The organism is Prodigiosinella aquatilis (genome assembly GCA_030388725.1).
GTDB classification, from domain to species: domain Bacteria; phylum Pseudomonadota; class Gammaproteobacteria; order Enterobacterales; family Enterobacteriaceae; genus Prodigiosinella; species Prodigiosinella aquatilis.
On sequence record CP128857.1, the window covers coordinates 3,315,395 to 3,338,622 of the forward strand.

24 protein-coding genes and 1 tRNA gene are annotated in these 23,228 nt (G+C 47.9%); 8 read left to right on the top strand and 17 right to left on the bottom strand.

Annotated elements, in window-relative coordinates; genetic code table 11:
• Nucleotide 1 precedes the first annotated feature (1 nt).
• The 5 genes from gspG to gspC are packed head-to-tail and all read right to left on the bottom strand — an operon-like array spanning nt 2 to nt 6,156.
• Nucleotides 2-451 (bottom strand): type II secretion system major pseudopilin GspG, encoded by a 450-nt coding sequence (gene gspG / locus PCO85_15365; protein WJV52598.1) that lies wholly within the window; start codon nt 449-451, stop codon nt 2-4.
• Between the two features lie 31 nt (nt 452-482).
• Entirely contained in the window at nt 483-1,709 is a 1,227-nt protein-coding gene (gene gspF / locus PCO85_15370) for a type II secretion system inner membrane protein GspF (GenBank protein WJV52599.1), read from the bottom strand.
• A 1-nt stretch (nt 1,710) separates the two neighbouring features.
• Nucleotides 1,711-3,207 carry a type II secretion system ATPase GspE gene (gspE, locus tag PCO85_15375; protein WJV52600.1) on the bottom strand — a complete coding sequence of 499 codons (1,497 nt, stop codon included), beginning with the start codon at nt 3,205-3,207 and terminating at the stop codon, nt 1,711-1,713.
• The gene (gene gspD, locus PCO85_15380) at nt 3,204-5,294 is read right to left on the bottom strand and encodes a type II secretion system secretin GspD (protein WJV56103.1); all 2,091 of its coding nucleotides are present in this window, start codon (nt 5,292-5,294) and stop codon (nt 3,204-3,206) included. Before gspD ends, gspE begins: the two co-directional genes overlap by 4 nt.
• A 43-nt stretch (nt 5,295-5,337) precedes the next feature.
• Entirely contained in the window at nt 5,338-6,156 is an 819-nt protein-coding gene (gene gspC, locus PCO85_15385; protein ID WJV52601.1) for a type II secretion system protein GspC, read from the bottom strand.
• A 1,357-nt stretch (nt 6,157-7,513) separates the two neighbouring features.
• Between gspC and gspB the strand changes: the two genes are divergently transcribed.
• Nucleotides 7,514-8,137, top strand: a complete 624-nt coding sequence (gspB, locus tag PCO85_15390) for a type II secretion system assembly factor GspB (protein ID WJV52602.1) — start codon at nt 7,514-7,516, stop codon at nt 8,135-8,137.
• A gap of 5 nt (nt 8,138-8,142) precedes the next feature.
• Here the strand turns inward: gspB and gspS are convergent, their stop codons facing one another.
• Nucleotides 8,143-8,544: a type II secretion system pilot lipoprotein GspS gene (gene gspS, locus PCO85_15395; GenBank protein ID WJV52603.1), complete on the bottom strand. Its 402-nt coding sequence runs from the start codon at nt 8,542-8,544 to the stop codon at nt 8,143-8,145.
• A 146-nt stretch (nt 8,545-8,690) separates the two neighbouring features.
• Nucleotides 8,691-9,926 carry an alanine transaminase gene (gene alaC / locus PCO85_15400; GenBank protein WJV52604.1) on the bottom strand — a complete coding sequence of 412 codons (1,236 nt, stop codon included), beginning with the start codon at nt 9,924-9,926 and terminating at the stop codon, nt 8,691-8,693.
• A gap of 409 nt (nt 9,927-10,335) precedes the next feature.
• On the opposite strand from alaC, the gene PCO85_15405 reads away from it, so the two are divergent.
• From PCO85_15405 to PCO85_15430, 6 genes are all read left to right on the top strand, one after another.
• The gene (locus PCO85_15405) at nt 10,336-10,674 is read left to right on the top strand and encodes a GNAT family protein (protein WJV52605.1); all 339 of its coding nucleotides are present in this window, start codon (nt 10,336-10,338) and stop codon (nt 10,672-10,674) included.
• 189 nt (nt 10,675-10,863) lie between these two features.
• The gene (locus PCO85_15410; protein WJV52606.1) at nt 10,864-11,070 is read left to right on the top strand and encodes an Hha/YmoA family nucleoid-associated regulatory protein; all 207 of its coding nucleotides are present in this window, start codon (nt 10,864-10,866) and stop codon (nt 11,068-11,070) included.
• 630 nt (nt 11,071-11,700) lie between these two features.
• Entirely contained in the window at nt 11,701-12,702 is a 1,002-nt protein-coding gene (locus tag PCO85_15415; GenBank protein WJV52607.1) for a DUF1611 domain-containing protein, read from the top strand.
• Nucleotides 12,699-13,679 (top strand): L-Ala-D/L-Glu epimerase, encoded by a 981-nt coding sequence (gene ycjG / locus PCO85_15420; protein WJV52608.1) that lies wholly within the window; start codon nt 12,699-12,701, stop codon nt 13,677-13,679. Before PCO85_15415 ends, ycjG begins: the two co-directional genes overlap by 4 nt.
• Before the next feature lie 41 nt (nt 13,680-13,720).
• Nucleotides 13,721-14,581, top strand: a complete 861-nt coding sequence (locus tag PCO85_15425) for a D-amino-acid transaminase (GenBank protein ID WJV52609.1) — start codon at nt 13,721-13,723, stop codon at nt 14,579-14,581.
• 200 nt (nt 14,582-14,781) lie between these two features.
• Nucleotides 14,782-14,858: transfer RNA gene (locus tag PCO85_15430), tRNA-Arg, on the top strand.
• Nucleotides 14,859-14,961: 103 nt separating this feature from the next.
• Here the strand turns inward: PCO85_15430 and PCO85_15435 are convergent.
• Together PCO85_15435 and PCO85_15440 are read right to left on the bottom strand one after the other, a co-directional pair.
• A complete protein-coding gene (locus PCO85_15435; protein WJV52610.1) occupies nt 14,962-15,138 on the bottom strand; it encodes an isochorismatase family protein in 177 nt (58 codons plus the stop codon).
• Nucleotides 15,139-15,296: 158 nt separating this feature from the next.
• A complete protein-coding gene (locus PCO85_15440) occupies nt 15,297-15,809 on the bottom strand; it encodes a M24 family metallopeptidase (protein WJV52611.1) in 513 nt (170 codons plus the stop codon).
• Between the two features lie 419 nt (nt 15,810-16,228).
• Here PCO85_15440 and PCO85_15445 point away from each other — a divergent pair, with 419 nt between their 5' ends.
• Nucleotides 16,229-16,696, top strand: coding sequence for an OsmC family protein (locus PCO85_15445; protein WJV52612.1), 468 nt, complete (start codon nt 16,229-16,231; stop codon nt 16,694-16,696).
• 94 nt (nt 16,697-16,790) lie between these two features.
• Here the strand turns inward: PCO85_15445 and PCO85_15450 are convergent, their stop codons facing one another.
• From PCO85_15450 to PCO85_15485, 8 genes are all read right to left on the bottom strand, one after another.
• Nucleotides 16,791-18,038, bottom strand: coding sequence for an MFS transporter (locus PCO85_15450; GenBank protein ID WJV52613.1), 1,248 nt, complete (start codon nt 18,036-18,038; stop codon nt 16,791-16,793).
• Between the two features lie 191 nt (nt 18,039-18,229).
• Nucleotides 18,230-18,784 (bottom strand): carbapenem biosynthesis protein CpmH, encoded by a 555-nt coding sequence (locus PCO85_15455; protein ID WJV52614.1) that lies wholly within the window; start codon nt 18,782-18,784, stop codon nt 18,230-18,232.
• Entirely contained in the window at nt 18,781-19,314 is a 534-nt protein-coding gene (locus PCO85_15460) for a CpmJ protein (GenBank protein ID WJV52615.1), read from the bottom strand. The genes PCO85_15455 and PCO85_15460 overlap by 4 nt, the downstream gene beginning before the upstream one ends.
• On the bottom strand, nt 19,304-20,179 hold the full coding sequence (locus PCO85_15465) for an SUMF1/EgtB/PvdO family nonheme iron enzyme (GenBank protein WJV52616.1): 876 nt from the start codon (nt 20,177-20,179) through the stop codon (nt 19,304-19,306). Before PCO85_15465 ends, PCO85_15460 begins: the two co-directional genes overlap by 11 nt.
• Nucleotides 20,173-20,451, bottom strand: a complete 279-nt coding sequence (locus tag PCO85_15470; GenBank protein WJV52617.1) for a 2Fe-2S iron-sulfur cluster-binding protein — start codon at nt 20,449-20,451, stop codon at nt 20,173-20,175. Before PCO85_15470 ends, PCO85_15465 begins: the two co-directional genes overlap by 7 nt.
• Nucleotides 20,452-21,582, bottom strand: a complete 1,131-nt coding sequence (locus tag PCO85_15475) for a proline dehydrogenase family protein (protein WJV52618.1) — start codon at nt 21,580-21,582, stop codon at nt 20,452-20,454.
• Nucleotides 21,583-21,636: 54 nt separating this feature from the next.
• Complete coding sequence (locus PCO85_15480) at nt 21,637-22,458, bottom strand: TauD/TfdA family dioxygenase (GenBank protein ID WJV52619.1); 822 nt, start codon at nt 22,456-22,458, stop codon at nt 21,637-21,639.
• A 12-nt stretch (nt 22,459-22,470) separates the two neighbouring features.
• The gene (locus tag PCO85_15485) at nt 22,471-23,223 is read right to left on the bottom strand and encodes an enoyl-CoA hydratase/isomerase family protein (GenBank protein WJV52620.1); all 753 of its coding nucleotides are present in this window, start codon (nt 23,221-23,223) and stop codon (nt 22,471-22,473) included.
• Between the last annotated feature and the right edge of the window lie 5 nt (nt 23,224-23,228).

Consider the following 23,228-nt stretch of genomic DNA (forward strand, 5'->3'; position numbering starts at 1 on the left):
ATTACTCGTTAGTGGTGCTATTGTGCGCACGCGTGCCAACATTCCAGTTGCCGATGTCATCTTCCGTATCCGGTATGCCATCCGGGCCATATGAGAAAATATCCAGCCTGCCGTGACGTCCTGGATTAAGCAGTTGGTACTCCGCGCCCCACGGGTCCTGCGGCAGACGGCGAATATATCCATCCTGTGGATAGTTGCGTGGTTCTGGTTGTACCGTCGGTTTTTTCACCAGCGACAGCAATCCTTGCTCCGTTGAGGGATAACGGTTGTTATCAAGCTTGTACATATCCAGCGCACTCTCCAGCGCCACGATGTCACTAACCGCTTTTTGCCGGTCAGCCTTCTCTTTATTTCCCATCAGATTCGGCACCACCAGGCTCGCCAATATGCCGAGAATGACGATAACCACCATGATTTCCAACAGGGTAAAACCGCGCTGACGTCGTTCCATCTTTTATTACCTCATTCAATATCAATCTTCACTACATGCTCATTAGGGTATTCAGTTGCAGAATCGGCTGTAAAATAGCCAGAACGATAAACAGCACGATCCCAGCCATGCTGACCACCAGCAACGGCTCAAACAGCCCCAGCGCCAATGTCATTTCCGCATTGAACTCACGGTCCTGGTTGTCGGCGGCACGGGTAAGCATGCTATCCAGCTCACCACTGCGTTCTCCGCTGGCAATCATGTGGCGCATCATGGCGGGAAACAGCGCCGTCTTCTCCAGTGCCCGATGCAAACTGACGCCCTCGCGTACCGCATCGGTCGCCTGGCTCAGCCGAAAGCGGGCGTAATCGTTGGTCATTACATCACCGCTGATGCGCATCGCCTGCAATAATGGCACTGCACTGGCATTGAGAATGCTCAGGGTTCTGGCATAACGGGCGGTATTCAGGCCCCGCACAATGCGTCCAATCAGCGGTAAAAACAGTAAGCGGTGATGAAAGGCAATACGCCGCTGTTCCTGACGTAACAACACCCGTAGCCCCATAATGCCGAGTACCACAACCAGCACCACCCAGGGCCCGAAGGTGCGCACTCCATCACTTATCCCCATCAACAAGCGGGTTGACAATGGCAATGCCTGTTTCATGTGAATAAACTGTTCCACTACCTTAGGCACGACCGCCGTTAGCAAAATACTCACCACCGCAATGGCTACCACCGTCAGCACGCAAGGGTAAATCATCGCCTGCTGAATACGCCCACGCATCTGCTGGCGCTGTTCGGTGTAATCAGCCAGACGATTAAGCACCGCATCAAGATGACCGGAGGCCTCCCCGGCTGACACCATGGCACAATACAATCGCTCAAAACTGCCGGGGAAACTGCTCATGGCTTCAGCCAGCGAATGTCCTTCCATGACCTTCATCCGGATCGATGACATCAACTGGCTCAGCTTCGGTTTTTCACTCTGCTTCGAAACTGCATCTAACGCCTCTTCCAGCGGTAACGCCGCAGCGACCAGCGTAGCCAGTTGTCGGGTCAGCAAGGCCAGGTCACCCGAGCTGATACGGTGAGCGCGTCGTAAAGACAACCCAAACCCTTTTTGCGCCGTCGTTTCACCGCGTTGTTCATCCATTTTCAACGGCGTCAGTCCTTTTTCACGTAAAAGCTGACGTGCCTGACGAGCGGAGTCGGCCTCCTGTAAGCCACGGCATTTTTTCCCCTGCGCGTTCAACGCCTGATACTGAAATAGCGCCATGTCATTCCTCTTTGGTCACCCGCACCACTTCCTCCCAGGTAGTGATACCGGCCAGCACTTTTTCCATTCCATCCTGACGAATAGTGGTGCGGTTATTACCGAGCATACGGGCAATATCCAATTCGCCGTCACCACGATGGATCGCCGTCCGGACCCGGTCATCAATCAACAACAGCTCATGGATGCTGGTACGGCCGCGATAGCCAGTGAAATTACACTGCTCACAACCCACCGAATGATGCAATGTTGTACCGACAGGCAGACCGGACTGATGGGCTTGCTCTTCATCAATAGCATAGGGCTGACGACACTCCGGACACAGGGTACGCACCAACCGCTGCGCCAACACAGCCAGCAGAGAGGTAGACAGCAGAAAAGGTTCGGTGCCCATATCCTTCAGGCGTGACAGCGCACCCAACGCACTGTTGGTATGCAGTGTGGATAACACCAGATGACCGGTCAGGGATGCCTGCACCGCAATTTGTGCTGTTTCGCTATCACGAATTTCTCCAACCAACACGACATCCGGGTCCTGGCGCAGAATGGCCCTCAACCCACGGGCAAAGGTCATATCCACTTTGGTATTCACCTGCGTCTGGCCGATACCGTCCAATTCATATTCAATCGGGTCTTCCACTGTCATGATGTTGCGCTCGGTGGCATTAAGGCGGCTGAGCGCAGCGTAAAGCGTGGTACTTTTCCCCGAGCCGGTCGGCCCGGTCACCAGGATGATGCCATGTGGCCGGTGAATCAGCGTGTCCAACTGCTTCTGGTTGTTCTCTGTCATACCAAGTGCATCCAAGTCCAGCTGCACACTGTTTTTGTCCAACAGACGCAACACCACCCGCTCACCATGGTTTGATGGCAATGTTGAAACCCGCACATCAATGGCACGGCCACCAATGCGTAATGCCATACGACCATCCTGCGGGACACGTTTCTCGGCGATATCCAGTTTGGCCATGACCTTGATACGCGAAACCAGCAACGATGCCAGCTGGCGCTGCGGCCGCAAAATTTCCCGCAATACACCATCGACACGAAAACGAATCAGCAGATTACGTTCGTAGGTTTCAATATGAATATCGGATGCCTTGTTTTTGATGGCTTCCGTCAGCATGGCGTTAATCAGGCGGATAATTGGCGCATCGTCTTCAGCGTCCAATAGATCATCACTATTAGGCAGCTCTTCCGCTAGCGTATAGAAATCAATATCGTTACCGATGTCTTCCATCAGTTGCCGCGCTTCTTCTGAATCGCGCTGATAGCGCATCACCAGCTCTCGTGTAAACGCTTCGGCACTCACCCGACTGATATTTAGTGGTATTCCTGCCACGCGCCGCGCTTCCAGGAGCGCCATCGCCGATGTTTGCGGTACACAGAGAACCTGTGCAGCCGAGGTTCTCTCACCCTGTAACAGCAGAATCTGTTGGGCTCGCGCATAGGCGAATGGCAGCAGAGGACGTGACTCGGCAGCGTCGATAAGCGATTCGCTCATCGGCCCTCCCGAGGATAAAACGTAGCAATGGCAGACTGTACTTGACTGAAGATGTAGGTATTGCCGCCAGAAGGTAAATGCAGCGTATCGTTATTCAATACCCGCTCGCCCTGTCCTGCACCACGCTGCTGATCCTGTTCATAATCGAAGGATCGGTACTTATTTACGGTCGCATTCTGGAACTGTTCACCACTACGAATGATAGTTGGCCGCAGGAACAACATAAGATTACGTTTTGATACCGTACGGCTCTTGGAACGGAACAGATTCCCCAGAATCGGAATATCGCCCAAGATAGGAACTTTACTATCCGATTCTATCGTGCTTTTATCCAACAAGCCGCCAACAACGACCGTCTCCCCACTGCCGACCAACACGGCATTATTTACCGTGCGAGTATTGAAGGTCACGCCCAGATCACTGCTACTGCTGGAAGAGGAATCCGCGACGCTGGACACTTCCTGCTCAATTTGCAGTAACACCGAATTACCTTCATTAATTTGTGGTTTAACCCTCAGCTTGATACCCACCGTTTTGCGCTCAACGGTATTGAAAATGTTATCGCCGGAAGTAGTTTGCGAACCAGTCAGCACCGGGACTTCCTGGCCGACATTAAACGTCGCTTCCATATTATCCAACGTAACAATGCTGGGCGTTGCCAGGACATCATTCTTGCTGTTACTAGACAACGCAGTCAGCAACATTGACCAGTTGCCCTGATAGAAACCGGCTGCGATGCCATTTAAACTGCCAAGTGCGCTGGAATAAGCCGAGGTTAACGTACCGTCTGCACGGTATTGATCGGTACCTATCATCGCAGTCGAAATGGGCATGCCGGTGTTGGTAAACTGCGTCATACCCGCACGCTTGTTACCCCACTGAATCCCCAGATTGAGGCCATCCGCATCCTGGACTTCCGCAATAATGGCCTCTACCAATACCTGAGGACGGCGAATATCCAGTTTATCGATAACCTTTTCCAGATCGCGCTGGATATCAGGTGGCGCGGTAATGATCAGTGAATTGGTCTGATCGTGCGCCCGGATGGTCACTTCCTTGCCTTGAATGACGATGGTCTTCCCACCGGAACTTGAGTTGCTGCCAAAAGCGGAACCAAACCCCGTGCTGGTACTATCAGAAGAACTGCTGCTACCCGAAGACGAACTACTTGTACTACTACTGCTACTTGAGTCTGAACTTCCTGACTTGCTTTTATTGCCGCTACTGCTGGAAGTGTTTCGGCTATTACCACTGCCGCTGTTACTTCCCGTAAGTACATTCACCAGATCCAATGCCTTGGCGAATTTCAAATAAATGACCCGAGTCCCACCTTGTGCCACCGATTTGCGATCCAGTTGATGGACCATGTCTACTGTCCACTTCAGGGAGTGCTCTTCACCACTCACCACCACCGAATTGGTGCGTTCGTCCGCCGCCACATTTGCCAGCATTGTGCTCGGCAAGCTATTTTTCTCATCGCTCTTGTTAAGATTAGCTACCAGTTTGACCACATCTTCCGCAGAAGCGTAAACCAGCGGAACAGTCACGACATTGCGGTCACCGGTTTTATCTACCTCATCGATAATTTCCATCAGCCGTTTCACGACGGCGGCACGCCCGGTCATCAACAGGACGTTGGAAGGCTCATAATGTACGACACTGCCTGCACCAGCATTATCATTCAGTTGACGCAATAACGGCGCCAGATCACGGGCTGCAACATTATTGACAGGGACAACTCGGGTAACCAATTCATCGCCTACCCCCGGCTGCTCGTCACTGGCTACCGGTATTGAAGACGTCTTGGCATCTTTTGAGCGAACCACTTTCAACACACCGTTATCCATTGATACGACCGAGAAACCATATACATCCAGCACACTGAGAAAGAACTGGTAATACTGCCCTTCATTCATCATGTCATAGCTGCGTACCGTTACGGTGCCACGTACTGTCGGATCGATAATGACTGTTTTATTCAGGTTTTTACTGACGGTATTAATAAATTCCTGAATGTCGGTGCCTTTAAAACTGGCTGAAAACTCGGCGCCCCATCCACAGGATGATCCGAGCAAAAGGGCGATTATGCCTAACCAGCCCCAGCGTTTTATTATTCCTTTAGCAAACACTTTACTCGTCTCCCCCAAGCTCTAAATAAATATCCTTCCGCTGCCCTTCCCGCTCTACTGTCACGGTAAACTCATGCACATCCAACATGCGTTCCATCGCTTTCTTGGCTTGCTTTTCATCCCGCAAATCCAGGCCGTTCATCGCCACAGCCAGATCGTTGTCTTGAAAACCAACCCGATAGAATGCATCACTGTCTTTTCCGGGATTAAGTAAATAGCCGGAGAGTTCGTTGCTCTCTGTCATCACAGGAGAAAAAGCGAGATAATCACTAATCGCTGCTGCAGGACGTTGTTGTAGTTGCTCCTTTAACTGCACGATATCGGTTTGCCCGTCCCGCTCTTGATCATATAAGCCCAACACCTCATAGCGTCCCTGATACTGCAATAGGATTTTATCCGACTGAATGGAGATAATTTTGGCATCATAGCCTGGTACCCGCTCACCGACGCCACGGCTAACCTGATGATTATCCTTACTAATAATAGCGATTGATCGGCCGCTCTCTCGACTGGCGACAACACCAGTCAGACTTAATTTCAGCGAAGAAAGCGGTAGATTGTTCAATTGGACGGAATCCAGCCCGCCAGCCGTTTTAATTTTTTCAGAAGAGACACCAAATAATGTGAAAGCACCCAGCGTCACAGATTGCTGTTTAGCCTGCACAGGCATGGCATGCGCAGCAGGCAGTGGCATATTTTGTGGTAATACTATCTGCCTGACTAACATCGCCAATTGCTGACAAATCAGTAACAGCAACACACCGAGCAAAGTACGCCTGATAACAAGCGGAGATACAGGTGGCAGTCGTGAAATTTTCATCTGCAAACATTGTCCCTATTTGTTCGCGGCCCTATTATTCCCCCACCCGCTGAGATGATCTGAAGCAAAGGGATTACTACGTGGCAAGCATTCACCGGTGAAAACATCATCATGCGGCCTACCACTTCTGCTGCCTTACGGCCGAATATTGCATACTTGGATAATAATCCCGGTATTGATATATATTTAATACGCTCCCCAATGAAACACATCCCGGTTTAAGGGGAAACCATGGACATATGTCATCACTGTATATCCATCACCAATAGCTCAACCACCCACTATTTCATGTATATACCCGTCATACTTCAAGTTGCAGGTGTGTTGGCTGCGTTCGCTCACCCGAATCACCTACCTGAGTAAGCTCATCGGGATTCGCTCACTTGCCGCCTTCCTGTAACTCGAATTATTTTGGGTATAGAAATGGTGTTTAAGCAGTAATTGCAGATTCCCTTCACTAGAGCAAAAAACCTCTTTATTTTTATGTAACGCTCTTTTCTGGATATAGATTCATATTTAACAAAAAATCAGAAATAATCACCAAGATAAATCAACTGAGTTCTTCTTCGATATTAGTAATGCGACCGCGCTCTAAAAACGGGTAATATCCTGACAATAAAAATATGATACGTTCATTACAAACATTCACCGTGTCTATAATCTGCTTTCATTAATCACAACATGAAAATATTAATTATTAGCAAACACATAATTCAAATATGATGTGCTAAAAAACAGCAATATCATTATACTTATCGTTCATTATTTTATACCCGTCATATGATGTGCTGGTGTTGGCGTTGTTGTCCGACCTTCCAAGAGCCACTGTAGTCAGTATTGAAACTGGCTCTGGACACGTTTTTCATTTATTAAAATCAATAAATCATGTCAGTGCATCGGGAATTATTCACTGCTCTCTCCATGCACTTGAAATCTATCTGGCATACAGTGCCATACCATGGTTATAACGGTTTAATAACATCAAACCAAATAAAGCATAATACCCATAGAATCCACTTATACCTATTGACACCGACTTTCCGTTATCACCATTATCATATGATAACAATAATATTATTGTTATCCTGATTAGACTATTTAACTCCCAACATTTTTTGTCTTACACAGTGATCTTATTTAGCACTATAACTTAAAAAGAAACAACAACAAAACAATATCAAAACATTGTTTCATTAAAACATATTGATATGTTTTTTTTGCGACAAAGCTCAAATTTTTACCGGTATTAATTACTAAGATAACAGTTTTTTGTCGAAATGAAGTTCAGGTCACATAAATGGCGTAAGAGACTTTTTAACACTTCCCATTTTATTAAAAATAAGGCATGAAATGCTGCTTGCTCCTGCTGTTCTTGCCGTTTGCTTGGGATGAGCATCACATTGAGATAACGTTTGAGGTAGATGTGGATAACACACCGGAAGTCAAGTCATCAGCCACGGACGCTACTGCGGGTTATCGTATTCCCGGCTACCTGCTGGCAATTTACGCCACGCTGCTGATTTCTCTCGGATGGCTAAGTCATCAACGTTGGACGGAAATGGAAAATCCTACGCTGATAGTTCCCACCACCGCTATTGCCACGTCCATTCTGCCACACACTGTTCAGGCTCAAAACACAACCAGCCGTCTGGTGGGAAACCTGACCGCCGCTCAAACACAGAGTAAAAAAAACAGACTCCCGGTAAAGCACACCATCAATAATAGTGCGCTGAATACAGTGGAACCGGGGGAATTACCGCCGTTAATCTATAGCGCGCATGTCTATACCTCTGGACAGAAACAGCGCAGCATTACTCTTAATCGGCAGCTTTATCATGAGGGAGACAGCCCGATAAAGGGATTAATTATTGAGCGAATTGAGCAGGAGGTCACCGTATTCAGCTTCAACGGTGAACCCTTTATCCTTGATGCACTAGAGGATTGGCCGGGAGGAAAGCCGGCAGCACCTCCCGCCGAATGACAATGTCACTTGTTACTGCGCATAGCCTCAATAAATGGTTCTAGCGAACGATTAAAAGCGGAGCACTGCGTTGCTTTCAATGTGCCATCTTTTAATAACCCTTGATACAGATTCGCGCTGAGTTGCGATAATGCCTGGTAGTGACTGGTGTCCCACCCTTTCTGTTTCGCCAACTGTAACGCCGTTTTCTGCATAGTATTATTATCTGGCAAATCACTGCGATTACATTGCAGCTTCAGATAATTGCCAGCTGCAATTAACGAGGCAAGTTGATTAATCTGCTCATTAACCGGTATGTTCACTGCCTGATGACCAGAAGCCGGTTTCACCGGCGCAGAATGTTGGCACCCTACGACACTGAGACAAAATATACTGATAAACAAGATTTTCAATGGCGATAAGCGCATGACATGACTCGTCTTATTGGTTAAGTTCCATCTATTAGGGCTGATAGAAAAACATTATCACTTTACCGCTACAAGTAACGGTAAAGCACATCGTGATCAAACTATCAGAAAAATTTCTCTGCCGGCAAAAAAGGCTGTCGCACCACTTAATCAACCTTGGCAGCACCTGAACGAAGCGCTGGCAACAAACCGTCCGCCCGGAACATAGCCTTGATGCCCCTGACTGCCTGGCGAATACGATCCTGATTCTCTATTAATGCAAAGCGTACATGCGTATCGCCATAATCGCCAAAACCGATCCCCGGAGACACACAGACTTTCGCTTCAGAAAGCAGACGCTTGGCAAACTCCAACGATCCCAGGTGAGCATAGGCATCCGGTATTTTTGCCCACACATACATGGCAGCCTTGGGTTCATCGACCATCCATCCAGCTTCATGCAGACCACGCACCAACACGTTACGACGTTGCCGATATTGTTCGGCAATATCACGCACACACTGTTGGTCCCCTTCCAATGCTGCAATAGCAGCTACCTGCAATGGTGTAAAAGTACCATAATCGTGATAGCTCTTAATACGAGCCAACGCGTTGACCAGTTCGGCATTCCCCACCATAAAGCCGATTCGCCAGCCAGCCATGTTGTAACTTTTGGATAGCGTGAAAAATTCAACCGCAATCTCTTTCGCACCCGGCACCTGCATAATGGACGGGGCCGTCCAGCCATCATAGACGATATCTGCATAGGCCAGATCATGGACTACCAATACATCATATTGCCTGGCCAGCGCCACCACCCGCTCAAAGAAATCCAGCTCAACACATTGCGCGGTCGGGTTTGATGGAAACCCCAAAATCATCATCTTGGGTTTGGGGATGCTTTCGCGGATTGCCCGCTCCAGTTCATTAAAGAAGTCCACACCTTCCACCAATGGTACAGAGCGGACCTGAGCACCGGCGATAACCGCACCATAGATATGAATGGGGTAGCTGGGATTGGGCACCAATACCGTGTCGCCATGATCGAGTGTGGCCAACATCAAGTGCGCCAGCCCTTCTTTCGAGCCGATGGTCACGATCGCTTCACTTTCCGAATCAATGTCAACCTGATAACGATCGGCATACCAGCGAGAGATGGCACGGCGCAACCGCGGAATGCCGCGGGATGTGGAATAACCGTGGGTATCCTCACGCTGCGCTACGGTACAAAGTTTTTCTACAATATGGGGTGGCGTCGGGCCGTCCGGATTACCCATACTGAAATCAATAATATCCTCGCCACGGCGACGCGCAGCCATTTTTAATTCGGCAGTGATATTAAATACGTAAGGGGGAAGACGATCGATACGAGTAAAACGACGCGGAGAATTGAAATCAGCCATAAGATCCTCGAAGTAACGTGAGCGCCCGGACCGTCCGAGCGACGCTGTAGCCCATTCAGGGCTGTCACTCAAACTATCTCAGATTACGCAGTCTGTCGATATCACTACCAACAAATTTTTATCTAAATCTCAGCTTTGGCGAAACTTTATTCTGCAAAATAACCTTTGGCAAAGATGCAAAGAATAATGTGTTGTATATCCATTTTTACAAAATGGTTAATAGGATAGTTGCCCCATATAAGCGATTGGTTGAGTCAAATTATCAGGGTAATGCTGTGCGTTGCAGAATATTGAGCCGTCTCTTGCCCTGCATCATATTCAACACCATGAACAACGTGGATATTATCCAAAGTCTGTATGGTCATTCAGATTGTGTGCGATATTAGGGTGGATAAACTGGTCACCTTTGATGAAACGTACCTTATGTAGTACCGAGGCAATATATCTTTTGCTGTCTTATACGCTGGAAACGTTGCAATACCGGCGATGCGGGTGGAAATGTGACAGTCTGCATCAGAGTGCGATTAATGCAGCAGAACGTCTGGGATTCAAATATGAAGGTCCCCTCAGACAGACGCAGGTCTCCAAGGGGCATAGTCGTGACGTCCGCTGGTATTCGATCATTGATGACGAGTGGCCAGGGATCCGTCAGGCTATGCAACTTTGGCTAAACCCGGCTAACATGGACGAAATGGGTAAGCAAAAACAAAGTCTGGCTAAGTTTATGCCTCCGACAGGAGAGCGTTAATCATTTTCTATAATGGTTACTCCTGAGCGAACAGGTTAAACACTGGATTGCGATTACCCAGCGTGGGCAGTTCAGTTTTTATAAGATGAAGAACCTCTGGATAGTGGGTTCTTCAATCTGAAAAATTTGATTTTTCATTTTATATAAGAATAGATCATAAGAAATGATTGACTATCATCATTAAATTCATTGAAAAAAATAGACGCATCAGATCGAATAACGGGGAAAATACGCCTAACGAGTGGCGACGAGGAAGAAAGAGTTAACTCAGTAATAGATCATCGTTTGGCTGAATTAACCATGAATCGTATGTATAAAAAAAACACCGACTCCATCTGGTTATATGTCAAATGGTTTTATTTCATAAGATTGTTTAAATTAACGTTAATTCAGTAAATTCCATAATGCTCATGGCAATGAACACACCTCATTCTGTTATTTTCGAGATAACCCTATTGCTGCATCAACAAGTAGAAAAGGTAAAGTACGGATAAAGAGCAAGGCGCATTGAGAGTGTGTAATGTGGTTATTACATTACCTTTATATCATTACTTATCTTATCTGTATCCTTGAATAGACCCGAGTTTCCTCAATCTCAGACAATCACTGTCTGGCTGATATCAATTAACAAACTTGAAACAATATCAGGCATGCTTTATTTTAGGGCCCAATAATAAATCAACGCACCAAAATGATGCATTTAACCACAAAACTAAAAATATTAAAACTACTTAAAAATCAATTGGATAACAATAATCATATTTCATTATAAATCCTCTTTTTTATAAAAAACCGCAAAAAACAGATAAAATTAATTTATACAGCATAATAATCTTTTTAATTTTAACTAATTAGATTTAAAAACCATAAAAATACCATAACATGATTTTATGAATTAGATAAACAAGATGTATTGACATAAACAACTACATATATTATCAATTACACAATCTTTTTATACCCCAATAAAATCACCATCTGACCATGTTTCACTTATTCGCCCTATAACGTTTATGAGGAAAAAGAATGGATATTAAAAAGCCCTACTTGTTATTTCTTGGTGATGCCCACGATCAATTAGCCGCAAAAGTGGCTATCGGTATTAAACAATGGCATCCGGAATATTGTGTCGGGCAATATCGCATGCCAGGTTGCCATGCTGATTGTGGATTGCCGGACGTCGATATTCACGCCGCACGAGCGGCCGGGGCACAAACGCTGGTCATTGGTGTGGCTAACCGGGGCGGCATTATTTCGGAACAATGGATTACCGTACTAAGTGAAGCATTGGAAGCCGGAATGGATTTAGCGGCCGGATTGCACAATAAGTTGGCCGATGTACCGGCATTAAGTGAACTGGCGACCAAACTCGGTCGTTCACTGTCTGATGTCCGCCATCCTACCGAGTCCTATCCTGTAGCCAACGGACGTAAACGTTCAGGGAAGCGATTGCTACCGGTCGGTACCGACTGTTCCTGTGGAAAAATGTATACCGCGCTGGCTATCGAAAAAGAGATTCTCGCCCGTGGTGGTAAAGCCACATTCAGAGCAACAGGACAAACCGGTATTCTTATCAGCGGTGCGGGTATCAGCATTGACGCGGTAGTTTCCGATTTCATCGCCGGTGCAGTAGAAACCCTCACACCGGCAAACGATGCCGACCATTGGGATGTTATCGAAGGGCAAGGTTCTCTGTTCCACCCTTCTTTTGCGGGCGTTACCACCGGTATCATCCATGGGGCTCAGCCTGATGCACTGGTACTTTGTCATGAACCAACCCGCAAAACCATGCGCGGCGTCGATTACCCGATCCCCGATTTGGCTGACTGTATGGCATTGAACCTTGCCATGGCCCGATTAACCAACCCTGATTGCCGATTTGTCGGTATCTCGGTCAATACGGCGGCACTTAGCGACGAGGAAGCCATACTGTTAATGACCAATATCGAAAACAAACTGGGACTTCCCACGGTGGATCCTTTCCGTCAAGGCGTTGGGCGCATAGTGGACCAATTGGCAACAATATGAAATCAATAGAATTCTTTCATGAGAGCTGGCCACTGCGTCATGTCTTTACCATTTCGCGTGGCAGTAAAAAGCAGGCTGATGTCGTGACGGTAGCCCTGCATTCCGGCGACCTGACCGGATATGGTGAGTGCGTTCCTTATGCTCGATACGGTGAATCAATAGAAAGTGTAGTGGAACAACTCGCCTCACTCACCAGCGATTTGCACAATGATATGGACAGGGAAACATTGCAAACCCGGCTTCCGGCAGGTGCAGCCCGCAACGCACTCGACTGTGCATTCTGGGATATGGAATGTAAACAGCACCAACAACGGATCTGGCAACGATTGAACTATCCTGATCTCACCACGTTGGAAACGGCTTATACTTTGTCGTTGGATACACCGGAGCATATGTATCGGGCTGCGCAACAGCATGCCCATCGTCCATTACTGAAACTGAAACTGGCTGATAAAGACGATCTGGCGCGCGTCTCCGCCGTACGTAAAGGCGCCCCCCTCGCCCGACTGATCGTCGACGCGAATGAAGGCTGGGACGCCACACTGTATACCTTACTGGTCCCTGAATTGGCACAGCTCGGCGTCACCATGATCGAACAACCGCTTCCCGCTGGAAAAGATGCCATTCTGGCGACATTGCCTCATCCGATACCTATCTGTGCCGATGAATCGTGCCATGACAGTCAGTCATTGGACAAGCTGCTGGATTGTTATGACATGATAAACATTAAGTTGGATAAAACCGGTGGCCTGACTGAAGCGCTTCGCTTACGCGCGCTTGCCCTGAATAAAGGGATGCAGATCATGGTTGGCTGTATGGTCAGCACGTCACTTTCCATAGCCCCGGCATTTATGGTGGCACAAGGGGCAAGTGTGGTTGATCTCGATGGCCCGTTGTTACTACAACGCGATCGTGACGCAGGTCTGCAATATAACGGCAGCACCATGTTGCCGCCGCAAGCTGCCTTATGGGGATAACGCACACCGTCGTGCATTGAATAATGATCAGGAGTGTTGTGATGCAACGTATTGTTTATGTTGATGGGAAGTTTGTCGAAGAACAGAATGCCACAGTATCCATCTTTGACCGCGGCTTTCTCTTCGCTGATGCCGTTTACGAGGTAACCTCGGTAATTCATGGAAAACTGGCGGAGTTCGACGGCCACATGGCGCGTTTGCAGCGCTCCTGCCATGAGCTGTCACTACCTTTGCCGATGTCGGTTGACGAGTTGAGAAATATCCACCGAACCTTGATCGAAAAAAATCAGTTGCAAGAAGGTGGTATCTATTTGCAACTCAGTCGGGGTAATGCAGGTGATCGTGATTTTCACTTCCCGCCTGCCGATGTGAAACCTACGCTGGTGCTGTTTACCCAGGCCCGCGCCATATTCGACAATCCCAAGGCCGAAAGTGGCCTGCATGTGGTGACCAGTCCTGATATTCGCTGGCATCGCCGTGATATAAAAACGGTGAGCCTGCTGGCGGCCTGCCTGGCAAAAGAGTATGCCCACTCCCGGCATGCGGATGACGCCTTCATGGTTGAGAATGGTTTCATTACCGAAGGCAGCTCTTGCAACTGCTACATCGTTCTGGCCGATAAAACCATCGTCACCCGCCCGCTCAGTAACGATATTCTGCATGGCATTACCCGCCAGTCACTGTTGAAACTGGTCGAGCAGGATCACCTCAGTCTGGAAGAACGGTGTTTCACGCCAGAAGAGGCTTACCATGCCAGTGAAATCTTCATCAGTTCCGCGACCACATTTGTGCTGCCGGTTGTCAGCCTGGACGACAAAATCATTGGTGACGGAAAACCTGGACCAATAACCCGTCGGTTACGAGAAATTTATATTGAGATGGTGCTCAAGCAAGTGAAGTAACGCTGCTTAACCGCCATCTGTAGCACAAAGATGGCGACGCCTTATCAGTAATTATCCCCTTCGCCGGTGACGTATTTGTTCAGGGATTGGCCGTATGGTCTGAATCACGCTCCAATACATTGACTCACCGGGACGGGTGGGTATAATCCAGCCCACTGTTATCTATTTAACAATTGTATATTCAACAGTATCCGCGTAAAGCGCCCTTAGCTCAGTTGGATAGAGCAACGGCCTTCTAAGCCGTAGGTCACTGGTTCGAATCCAGTAGGGCGTACCATATTCTCTTCTATTCTGTTCTCCTTAAGCCTACTTTTTATTTACAATTCAGCATATAACACTTTTACAATCGCGCCAGCCTCATCATAGCTCTTTCAAATTCTCTACCGAAACAACCCCGGCATCGTCGCCAGAACTTTCATGGCCTCCCGATGTTCTTCTTCGGAATTGGCCGCACAGGCATCCTCGACCACCATGATGGTGTAATCACGGCCATGAGCATCACGTGCAGTCGATTTACGTTTGTGGGTTGCATTAGACCGTCTGCTTAACGAAACCACTCTCCTTCAGTCGGCGAAGGAACGCCGTGAGAAAGGACGGCGGCTTGGCTATAAAGAAGCAACCGTCCTACCTGAAACGAGAGTGCATAGATGCGATAATTCATTGTTTTAAAATATCTTCTTTTTAAAAAACGGTGTCCGTTTTCCCCGGATAAACGCTAAGCATGCATCAATCGTGTCGAGTTGCTGTTGAGCTCAATCCCGCCGTTCTCGCCGACGATAACGGTCCCGCCGAGATTGATCACTCGCCGACCGATGCCGCAGTTGGGCTCAAGGGCGAACACCATTCCAGCTTCGAGTACCCGGTCGGTGCCCATCGACGAAAATGGCAGCACTTTGCCATAACGAGCCATCTCAGGCAGGTCGGCGATACGCTCGCCCGCGCCGATCATGTTATATGGTGTCAGCGAATGAATGAGGGGATGAACTTGCCAACAAGCCAGATCGCGCATCGGCGAACGCATCGCTTCGACGACCTCGGAAAAGACAGTACCAGCCTTGAGTGCCTTTACGCCCGCCTCATAGGAAGCCCTCGCCAATGCGGCGGCATCGTAAAAGTCAGAATGAATATTACCTACGGCGATCGCCGGCTGGTGTTGGGTTTCGAGCATGCCGAACGATGAAAAAACCTCAGACAAAATGATATCGCCATCCCTGATGGTGCGCGGCATCTCCGGTCGATAGAGCCATACTGGCTGACCCCATCCGACGAATTCCGGGCCGGAGCCGAGCAGAATCTGACCGCAATACCCGATATTGCGAGCTGCCGTTTCGAGCGTGGCATCTCGCGCGGCGAGTTAGTGCCATCTCCCTTGAGCACCACACCGGAAGTACTTATTGGTCCTATGGTTATGGCAATCATCTGGCATATGATCTTCGATCGTTTAAATCCGATTGCGCCGGCGCAATTTCTGGAGGCCCATCTCTATATGCTGAAACAGGCTCTGGCTACGAACCACGACCAAGAGACTACGTCGTCGATTTCGTCCAGCGAAAACATACAGAGTTAAATGAAATTGCCAATCCTCGCCATCTACCTGGGTGGCCCCACGACAAGGTTCTATTGAATAGCAACAGCAGGGAGACTGATATGCATCACAATTATATTTCTCACATCGTCTGGACAGAAAATCGGGGGGAAGGAACAGTCCACTATCGAGGCTATGATCGCACCTGGGACATCGCTGTGCCGGACAAGGCGGTTATACAATGCTCGAACGATCCCCTTCTCGGCGGTGACGCGACCAAGATGAACCCGGAGGATTTGCTGATATCGTCATTATCGGCTTGTCATATGCTCTGGTATCTCCACTACGCATCAGATGAAAAAATCGTAGTGACGCAATACGAAGATAATCCTGTCGGTATTGGTGAAGTAGAAGCAGGTGGAGCCGGTCGCTTTGTTTCCGTCACGCTTAAACCCAAAGTCACGCTGAGGAGTCGTTCGAACGAAGAGCTGGCAACATCCATTCACGACCGGATTCATAAAGTATGCTTTATCGCCCGTTCGGTAAACTTTCCAGTTTTCTGTGAACCAAAATTTGTTTTCGAATCTTGAGATGACAGCGACCGGGAAGAAAGGGGAAACCGGGTTATCCGATTCATAGGGTTATCCGATTCATAGTATTATCGCTCCATAACTCCAGCTACCGTTACTTTCCGACTCTCGGGAAGAAGATCAGCGCACCTACGGCACACAATGCCGAAACCAACCAGACTGAGCTCCAGGTGGCAGTAACCAGCAACCAGGGGATGGCTATCGGGGTGATAAACATAACGATAAACGCGCTGGTATTTCCCATCGCCAACGCCGTACCGGCACGTTTAACGCCAGCCATTGATGCCAGCTCGGTATAGGCCACACCGTGCCAGGCAGAAACCACTACGCCCGAGAACATAAACAGAGCCACCAACAACCCGGTAGACAGGGATCTATTCTGCATACCCGGCCAGTAATGGACCAATAAACCAAGCGCGGCAAATGCCACAATACTCATTGCTGTGCAGGTTCTCAGATAATTTTTACGGTTCTTGTTTTTGTCGGTCCAACGACCACTCCAGATACGGGAAACTATCGCTCCAGCCTGGATCACGGCCAGACTAACCGATACCAACATCATGTCCAGATGGGCAAAATCATGCAGAAATACTGAGCCGAAGGTCAGTAAAGCTAGCTGTGGGACGCACAAAAAGCCGATGGCCAACACGATTTTCCAGACAGCAATATCATGCAGCGGCCCCTTACTTACCTGAAACTGAACCACCGCTGCCATGCTGGCATGATGCTGGGGATCCGGTTCATGCAACCATAACCAAGCATAATAACCGGCAACCACACACAATATCGCCGCCACGATATACATCACCACAAACCCGTAGTTTGCCACCAAAAAAGGCAGCAGCAGAGCACCAAGACCATAACCCATTGGCACGGCAGTTTGGCGGATACTCATCGCCAAACCGCGTTCCCCCTCTTGAAACCAGGCCATGATTGCCCGCCCACTGGAACCGTTAACACTACTGCCCAGTAATCCAATCGCCAAAACGCCTGCAATCAACAGGCCATAAGCGGGAATAAAATCAGTATATGGCGCAGCAAACGCCGCCATTAATAGCAACATCAGCGCAGTGCTGAACAATCCAGTCAACAATACTGGCCGATCGCCCCAGCGATCGGTGAGTAGTCCCCACGGCAGCTCACTGAGCGCAATCCCAAGCCCTAACATCCCCAACACAAATCCCAGTTCAGCATTGGTAATATGGTAGCCGGAGCGCACAAACACCGCAGTCGCCGGCAGACCGCCCACGATCATCGAAAAGCAGACATTCGCTATTACGCCAATACCCAACACTTTCCAACGATGGCGGTTGCCACGCAGCACAGTTACGGCATCAGTCATGGTAGATACTCCAGATCTTCGGTCCAGTAGCCGGGACAACGACTATCGGTGGACATAAACCAACGGGTGTGTTCACAGGGTGTGCCAATGACATAAAGCGGCCGAACAGGTTGCCCATCGCAGCCAATGGGATGAACAAAGAGAGATGCAATAATAAGTGTCAAGCGGACATCTTACCTGCTCGTTAGCGATCAATAATCCAGCTCAACCGGTGTAGGGTAATCTTGTAGTTTGGCCGCGCCACCCAGGGTTTCGCGGATAGTAGCGGTGTAACGTATCTTATCCATTCCGTTCACCAGATTATCCAGTTCACTAAAAGCAAAACGTAGCGAACGATTTTGAGCCCAACGTTCTAGCGGCTCCAGGCGGTAGTAGAAATAGACCACCGTCAACTCGCGGTTAATGTGATCGACTTTTTCAATACGTGTGACATGCATTCGGCCGTAACATAAGTCACCATATTTCCGCCAGTTTTTCGCCCCAAGAGGAGTCAAATTATAAATTATTTTTTTGCCCTCCTGAGTCTTTCGTGCCAGCCGTGCATCCACCAGCGCATTCAGGCGACCGCTGACCCAGGGCGAATCATGAGTATGACTGTTCACCGGCCACGCTCTTTCTCCCAAACACAGTGGCGGCTCTGCACCAAAAAAATCCTGAAGTAATTGCCGGTAGGTATTACTGTCATTTTTTGCCAACGCATCATCAGAAAACAGCGACATCAAGAGCATCAGGGGGTAGATTTTCATCTTGTTAACATTGCCTCATCAACTTCCTGATAAGCTTCATCGGCCGACTGATAGGCGTGTTGGGCTGTTACGGTCTTACTCATCGACCATTCATAGAGTGGCACGCCGGGATCATCTCGCGAAACCTTGAAACGATAAATCGTTAGTGAAACTTTGCCGACATCGAATAAATCTTCCTCTGTCTTCCTCGCCGTCACTAGATAATAGTGTTTTTTTATCTTGAACAGCCGATTATCCTGAACAAGAAAATCAGCGCTGGCAGACAATCGATAATCAAACCAGGTGAATTCGGAACTATTTGTTACCGGCATGATGCTGTATCCACCATCCGGACGATGGATAAAAAAGGTGAGCCCAAGATTGGGATGCGACGTATTGTTATCAAACTGCGCCAGAACGACGTAATCCTTTAACCCATCCTGGTTTATATCCAATTGATTGACGCCATTTTTCAGCGTTACCGGTGTCAAAGCATAGGCGTTTGCGCAGCTAATAAGCAGGGCAAATAAGCAGAAGCATTTATTTATCATCGATCGGCCTCACCAAACGAAAACCAATATCAGACATGGCAAAACCGGGAGTATGCACATCGCAACTCGCTAATGAACCAACCCGATCCATATAGCTTCCACCGCAAAAGTAGTACATCTTTTTGCCGCCCTTTACCGCGTAATTCTCATTTAACCACTCAGAAACATTACCGCTCATATCATACAGACCCAGCGAATTTGGTTGCTTAGAGGCCACCGGTAGCGTGCTGAATGTCTGGGTTCCTGATACCGGGAGGTTTGCAACACTCGCTGGTTGGTCTTTACCTGCATAGCGGCTGCCATAGGTTCCATCGCTCAATCCTTTATTTCCTCCTCTGGCCGCTACCTGCCACTCTGCTAGCGTAGGCAAGCGATAGCCCGATGCCTGAGGATTTTCTCGTATACCACGGTCGGTACCCTCTTCTGGCGGAATTTTCAGTGCCTGGCCGTCGGCGGTAACATAATAGGGTTGTAAGTTGTGCTGGGCACTTAATGCATTGGCGAAAATAACCGCGTCCCACCAGGAAACATTAGTGACAGGATGCCGACCGCCGTCTTTTTCTGATGGCCAGCAGTCTTCAAACGTAGCGCCGTTACAACCACCACTTATTTGATAACCTTGCGTCTCCGCCCATGCTTGCAATGCCTGATATTGGTGATACGTAACTTCCGTTCTCATGATAGAAAACGGTGTCAGATGCGTGTTGGCGTGGGCTGCATAATCCTCTTTACCAAAAACGAGGCCGACATAGAAATCCCCCCCGTCTACTTTTACTTCATCTATCGGTAGTATTTCTCCGTGGGCGCTACCCACATTTTGGAAAGTGAAAAGTAGCAAAAAAGAAGCAATACGATTTTTCAACATGACGACCCAGGTTCAATTTCGAGGTGAGTGAGTGGTATAGAGCAGCATGGCAAGATATATCCGCTAGCAATGTCGTTGCGCGATATACCGCCGGAGTGATCCATTTTGACTTTACCGGCCGTGAGACGCACTTTACATACGCCGCAATGACCAGCGGCACATCGGTAGGGAAGCTTAACGCCAGCCTCATAGGCTGCACTCAGAATAGTTTCATCTGATGACAGTAAAAACGTAGTATTGGAATTAATTACCTTACATTGATAATCAGCCATTTATACTCCTCCGGCCAAACGTCGCAGTAACTCCTTCTGCAGGAGTTTATTTTCTTTTTTAAACGTTGCCGTGGCAATCGCATTTTCTTCGATTCGCCGCAATAAATAGGGTAACGACTTATCAAGAGGACCATAAGGTAGGTACTTACACACACGAAATTCCATGCATGATAAGGAATAAGTGATGTGGTCTCCCAGACCGTACAGTTGCCCCACCCAGACCTGGTGAGCATGCAGCACTTCACTTTTCATAATACGAGACAGACTGTCTTCGTTATGTGTAGCGAAGAAGGGCGAGATCCTATCAAGACGTGGTGAAATATAGTCAATGGCTGCGTTATAACTACAATCCGTTGCTTGCTTGGTGGAAAAGCAGCACACGCCACCATTAACTTTTTTTTCTTCTTCCAGATAGGCACCACGTACAACCTTCACGCCTAATACGAAATCATATAAACAGGCCTCCTGGTAATATTCATCAAGAAGGCGCAATTGGTCTTTCAGATAAAATTGCAACGTTAGCGTAATGGTAGCTGTTTTGACATTAAACACGCGCATCATATTCAACACTAACCGATCCACTGCTGGCTGGATGGCGGTTTGCTCGGCATCAACCATTACCCGTACGTTGTGAGCCTCGGCATATTCGAAAATACGGTGGTATCGAGCCTCAATTCTAGCCCATTCTTCATCTGACGAGGCGTTCAGCACAGATGCCCTACTCTGTCTGGCATATATTGCCGAGCGCCCTAGTGAAGAGGGCTTAATAACCACAAATGGAATACTTTCCATTTTTTGTGACATGTCGATTAAACGCAGGGTATTTTCCACAGCGGAATCAAACTGTGCTTCATCGTTTTCACCCTCGACTGCATAATCGAGGATACTTGAGATACCTGCTTGCGCCAGATTAACGGCTGTCTGTTTTACTTCATCTAACGTTTGACCACCAAAATAGATGTCATTAATTAATGAAAACAGTTTCCCTTTAGGACGAGATAGATATTTTTTCAGGAAAAGAAGCGAGAATTTACGTGTCAATTTATGAGTAAGCGTTTTTGTTGATAAATATTTAAAAAGTAGTTCACTTGAAGAGTAACGTTTATAGATTATGGCGAGATCTTTGTTCATTTTTATTCCCAGAGAATAACCTTCCGGCGCATAAATACACCGGAAAGAGGTGGATCAAAGATCAGCTGTTTGTCCGCGATAGAGTCGACGCAAAATATTATCGTCGTTAAATTCTTCACGTTCGTGAATCACGCGGCGGTTATCCATGATGAGTAAATCACCATCTTCCCAGAAATGTTTGTAGAAATAGCGGGGTTGCTTGAAGAAAGTTTCTAATTCCTTAAAGAAAGTTCGGGTTTCCTGGTCACTGAAACCGACGATACGCGGTTCCCAACTAGCTGGCTGCCCTTCATCAAATGGGAAATAGACAAGCATCTTTCTCACCCAGCCGAGATCAGTGAAAACCGGCACCTTAAACCACCCCGCAGGTGATACATCAACATAATATCCTCGTTCTAAAACGCGAACTTCAAAGGTCTCTTCCTCAAGTACGCGTAATAAGTGAGCGGGCATTTCCTGGCAAGCAAGGACATGATCACATACCGTAGTCGCACCTCGGAATTTCACGTTTTTGATCTCTGCTGCATACAGGAATACCTGATCAACTTGAGAAAGCAGCAGACCACCATCGGCATGAAAAGGTAATTGACCACGTCCTGTGACAATTTTACCCTTCTCCCCTTCCAGCTTTAGTGTGTCCCGATAACCAAACCCCACACCGATTTTCTCGTCCGCATACTCTACGATAGTGCCATAGGCAGAATAAATATCGCGAAAGGTATCGGCATCAATATCCAGGTTTTTAACCACCACAAATCCCTGCCGCATCAGCAGTTTTTTTATGACTTCAGTTTTTGCTTCCAGAAAATCTTTATGATCGATATAAGCACCAAAACCAGATGCCATGATCGGATTAAATTTCACATTGTTATCCATTACCCTCTCCTTTTAATATTTTTCGCCTAGCACTTCTTTAAAATGACGTTGAGCATCTCTCGCCTGAAAAGCCGCTTTGTGAACCAATTTCGACGCTTCGCGCGTTTCTTCAAGTAGACTGATAAACGGTTGATTTACTGTTTTCTTTGTATTGCGATACGCAGCAACTGGATAATTTGCCATGCTTTCCGCTTGCTTAATGGCGATATCCAGCAGCACCTCGCTGTCCACGATTTGATTAACCAGCCGGTAGTCAATACAGCGTGTCGCATCAAGCGATTGACACTCATAAATGATCTCTTGCATCGTGCTAAAGCCATGGGTAAATCCCAGAATTGCCGCACCGACGGAACAACCGATGCCATGTTTTAATTCTGGCATGACAAAATTCGCCGTTTTTGACATTAACCTTTGGTCAAACATCAGCGCAAACTGGAACCCCATACCGATGGCATAGCCATCAATGGCGGCCAACGTTGGTTTATTTACAGTCAGTACGGCTTCATACAGATCGATAACTCTGTCAATCCAGGCTTCAATATCGCGGCTATGGGACAGTTGTTTAACCTCATTGAAATCACCGCCAGCAGAAAAAGAACGATCGATCCCGCCATATACCACCACGGCTCGCACAGCATCGTCATCATTGGCTCGGGCAAGTGCTTGCTTAACACTATCTTCAAGTGAACGGCTGAAAGGATTGTGCTCATTAGGATGGTTCAGCGTAATTAACCTAACCGCTCCTCGGTTTTCTTCTAATACCATAATTA

What these genes read in the sequence shown, in the direction of transcription:
- gspG (WJV52598.1), bottom strand. Translation starts at nt 451, where the DNA reads ATGGAACGACGTCAGCGCGGTTTTACCCTGTTGGAAATCATGGTGGTT.
- gspF (WJV52599.1), bottom strand. Translation starts at nt 1,709, where the DNA reads ATGGCGCTATTTCAGTATCAGGCGTTGAACGCGCAGGGGAAAAAATGC.
- gspE (WJV52600.1), bottom strand. Translation starts at nt 3,207, where the DNA reads ATGAGCGAATCGCTTATCGACGCTGCCGAGTCACGTCCTCTGCTGCCA.
- gspC (WJV52601.1), bottom strand. Translation starts at nt 6,156, where the DNA reads ATGAAAATTTCACGACTGCCACCTGTATCTCCGCTTGTTATCAGGCGT.
- gspS (WJV52603.1), bottom strand. Translation starts at nt 8,544, where the DNA reads ATGCGCTTATCGCCATTGAAAATCTTGTTTATCAGTATATTTTGTCTC.
- alaC (WJV52604.1), bottom strand. Translation starts at nt 9,926, where the DNA reads ATGGCTGATTTCAATTCTCCGCGTCGTTTTACTCGTATCGATCGTCTT.
- PCO85_15405 (WJV52605.1), top strand. Translation starts at nt 10,336, where the DNA reads ATGAAACGTACCTTATGTAGTACCGAGGCAATATATCTTTTGCTGTCT.
- PCO85_15415 (WJV52607.1), top strand. Translation starts at nt 11,701, where the DNA reads ATGGATATTAAAAAGCCCTACTTGTTATTTCTTGGTGATGCCCACGAT.
- ycjG (WJV52608.1), top strand. Translation starts at nt 12,699, where the DNA reads ATGAAATCAATAGAATTCTTTCATGAGAGCTGGCCACTGCGTCATGTC.
- PCO85_15425 (WJV52609.1), top strand. Translation starts at nt 13,721, where the DNA reads ATGCAACGTATTGTTTATGTTGATGGGAAGTTTGTCGAAGAACAGAAT.
- PCO85_15440 (WJV52611.1), bottom strand. Translation starts at nt 15,809, where the DNA reads ATGCCGCGCACCATCAGGGATGGCGATATCATTTTGTCTGAGGTTTTT.
- PCO85_15445 (WJV52612.1), top strand. Translation starts at nt 16,229, where the DNA reads ATGCATCACAATTATATTTCTCACATCGTCTGGACAGAAAATCGGGGG.
- PCO85_15450 (WJV52613.1), bottom strand. Translation starts at nt 18,038, where the DNA reads ATGACTGATGCCGTAACTGTGCTGCGTGGCAACCGCCATCGTTGGAAA.
- PCO85_15455 (WJV52614.1), bottom strand. Translation starts at nt 18,784, where the DNA reads ATGAAAATCTACCCCCTGATGCTCTTGATGTCGCTGTTTTCTGATGAT.
- PCO85_15460 (WJV52615.1), bottom strand. Translation starts at nt 19,314, where the DNA reads ATGATAAATAAATGCTTCTGCTTATTTGCCCTGCTTATTAGCTGCGCA.
- PCO85_15465 (WJV52616.1), bottom strand. Translation starts at nt 20,179, where the DNA reads ATGTTGAAAAATCGTATTGCTTCTTTTTTGCTACTTTTCACTTTCCAA.
- PCO85_15470 (WJV52617.1), bottom strand. Translation starts at nt 20,451, where the DNA reads ATGGCTGATTATCAATGTAAGGTAATTAATTCCAATACTACGTTTTTA.
- PCO85_15475 (WJV52618.1), bottom strand. Translation starts at nt 21,582, where the DNA reads ATGAACAAAGATCTCGCCATAATCTATAAACGTTACTCTTCAAGTGAA.
- PCO85_15480 (WJV52619.1), bottom strand. Translation starts at nt 22,458, where the DNA reads ATGGATAACAATGTGAAATTTAATCCGATCATGGCATCTGGTTTTGGT.
- PCO85_15485 (WJV52620.1), bottom strand. Translation starts at nt 23,223, where the DNA reads ATGGTATTAGAAGAAAACCGAGGAGCGGTTAGGTTAATTACGCTGAAC.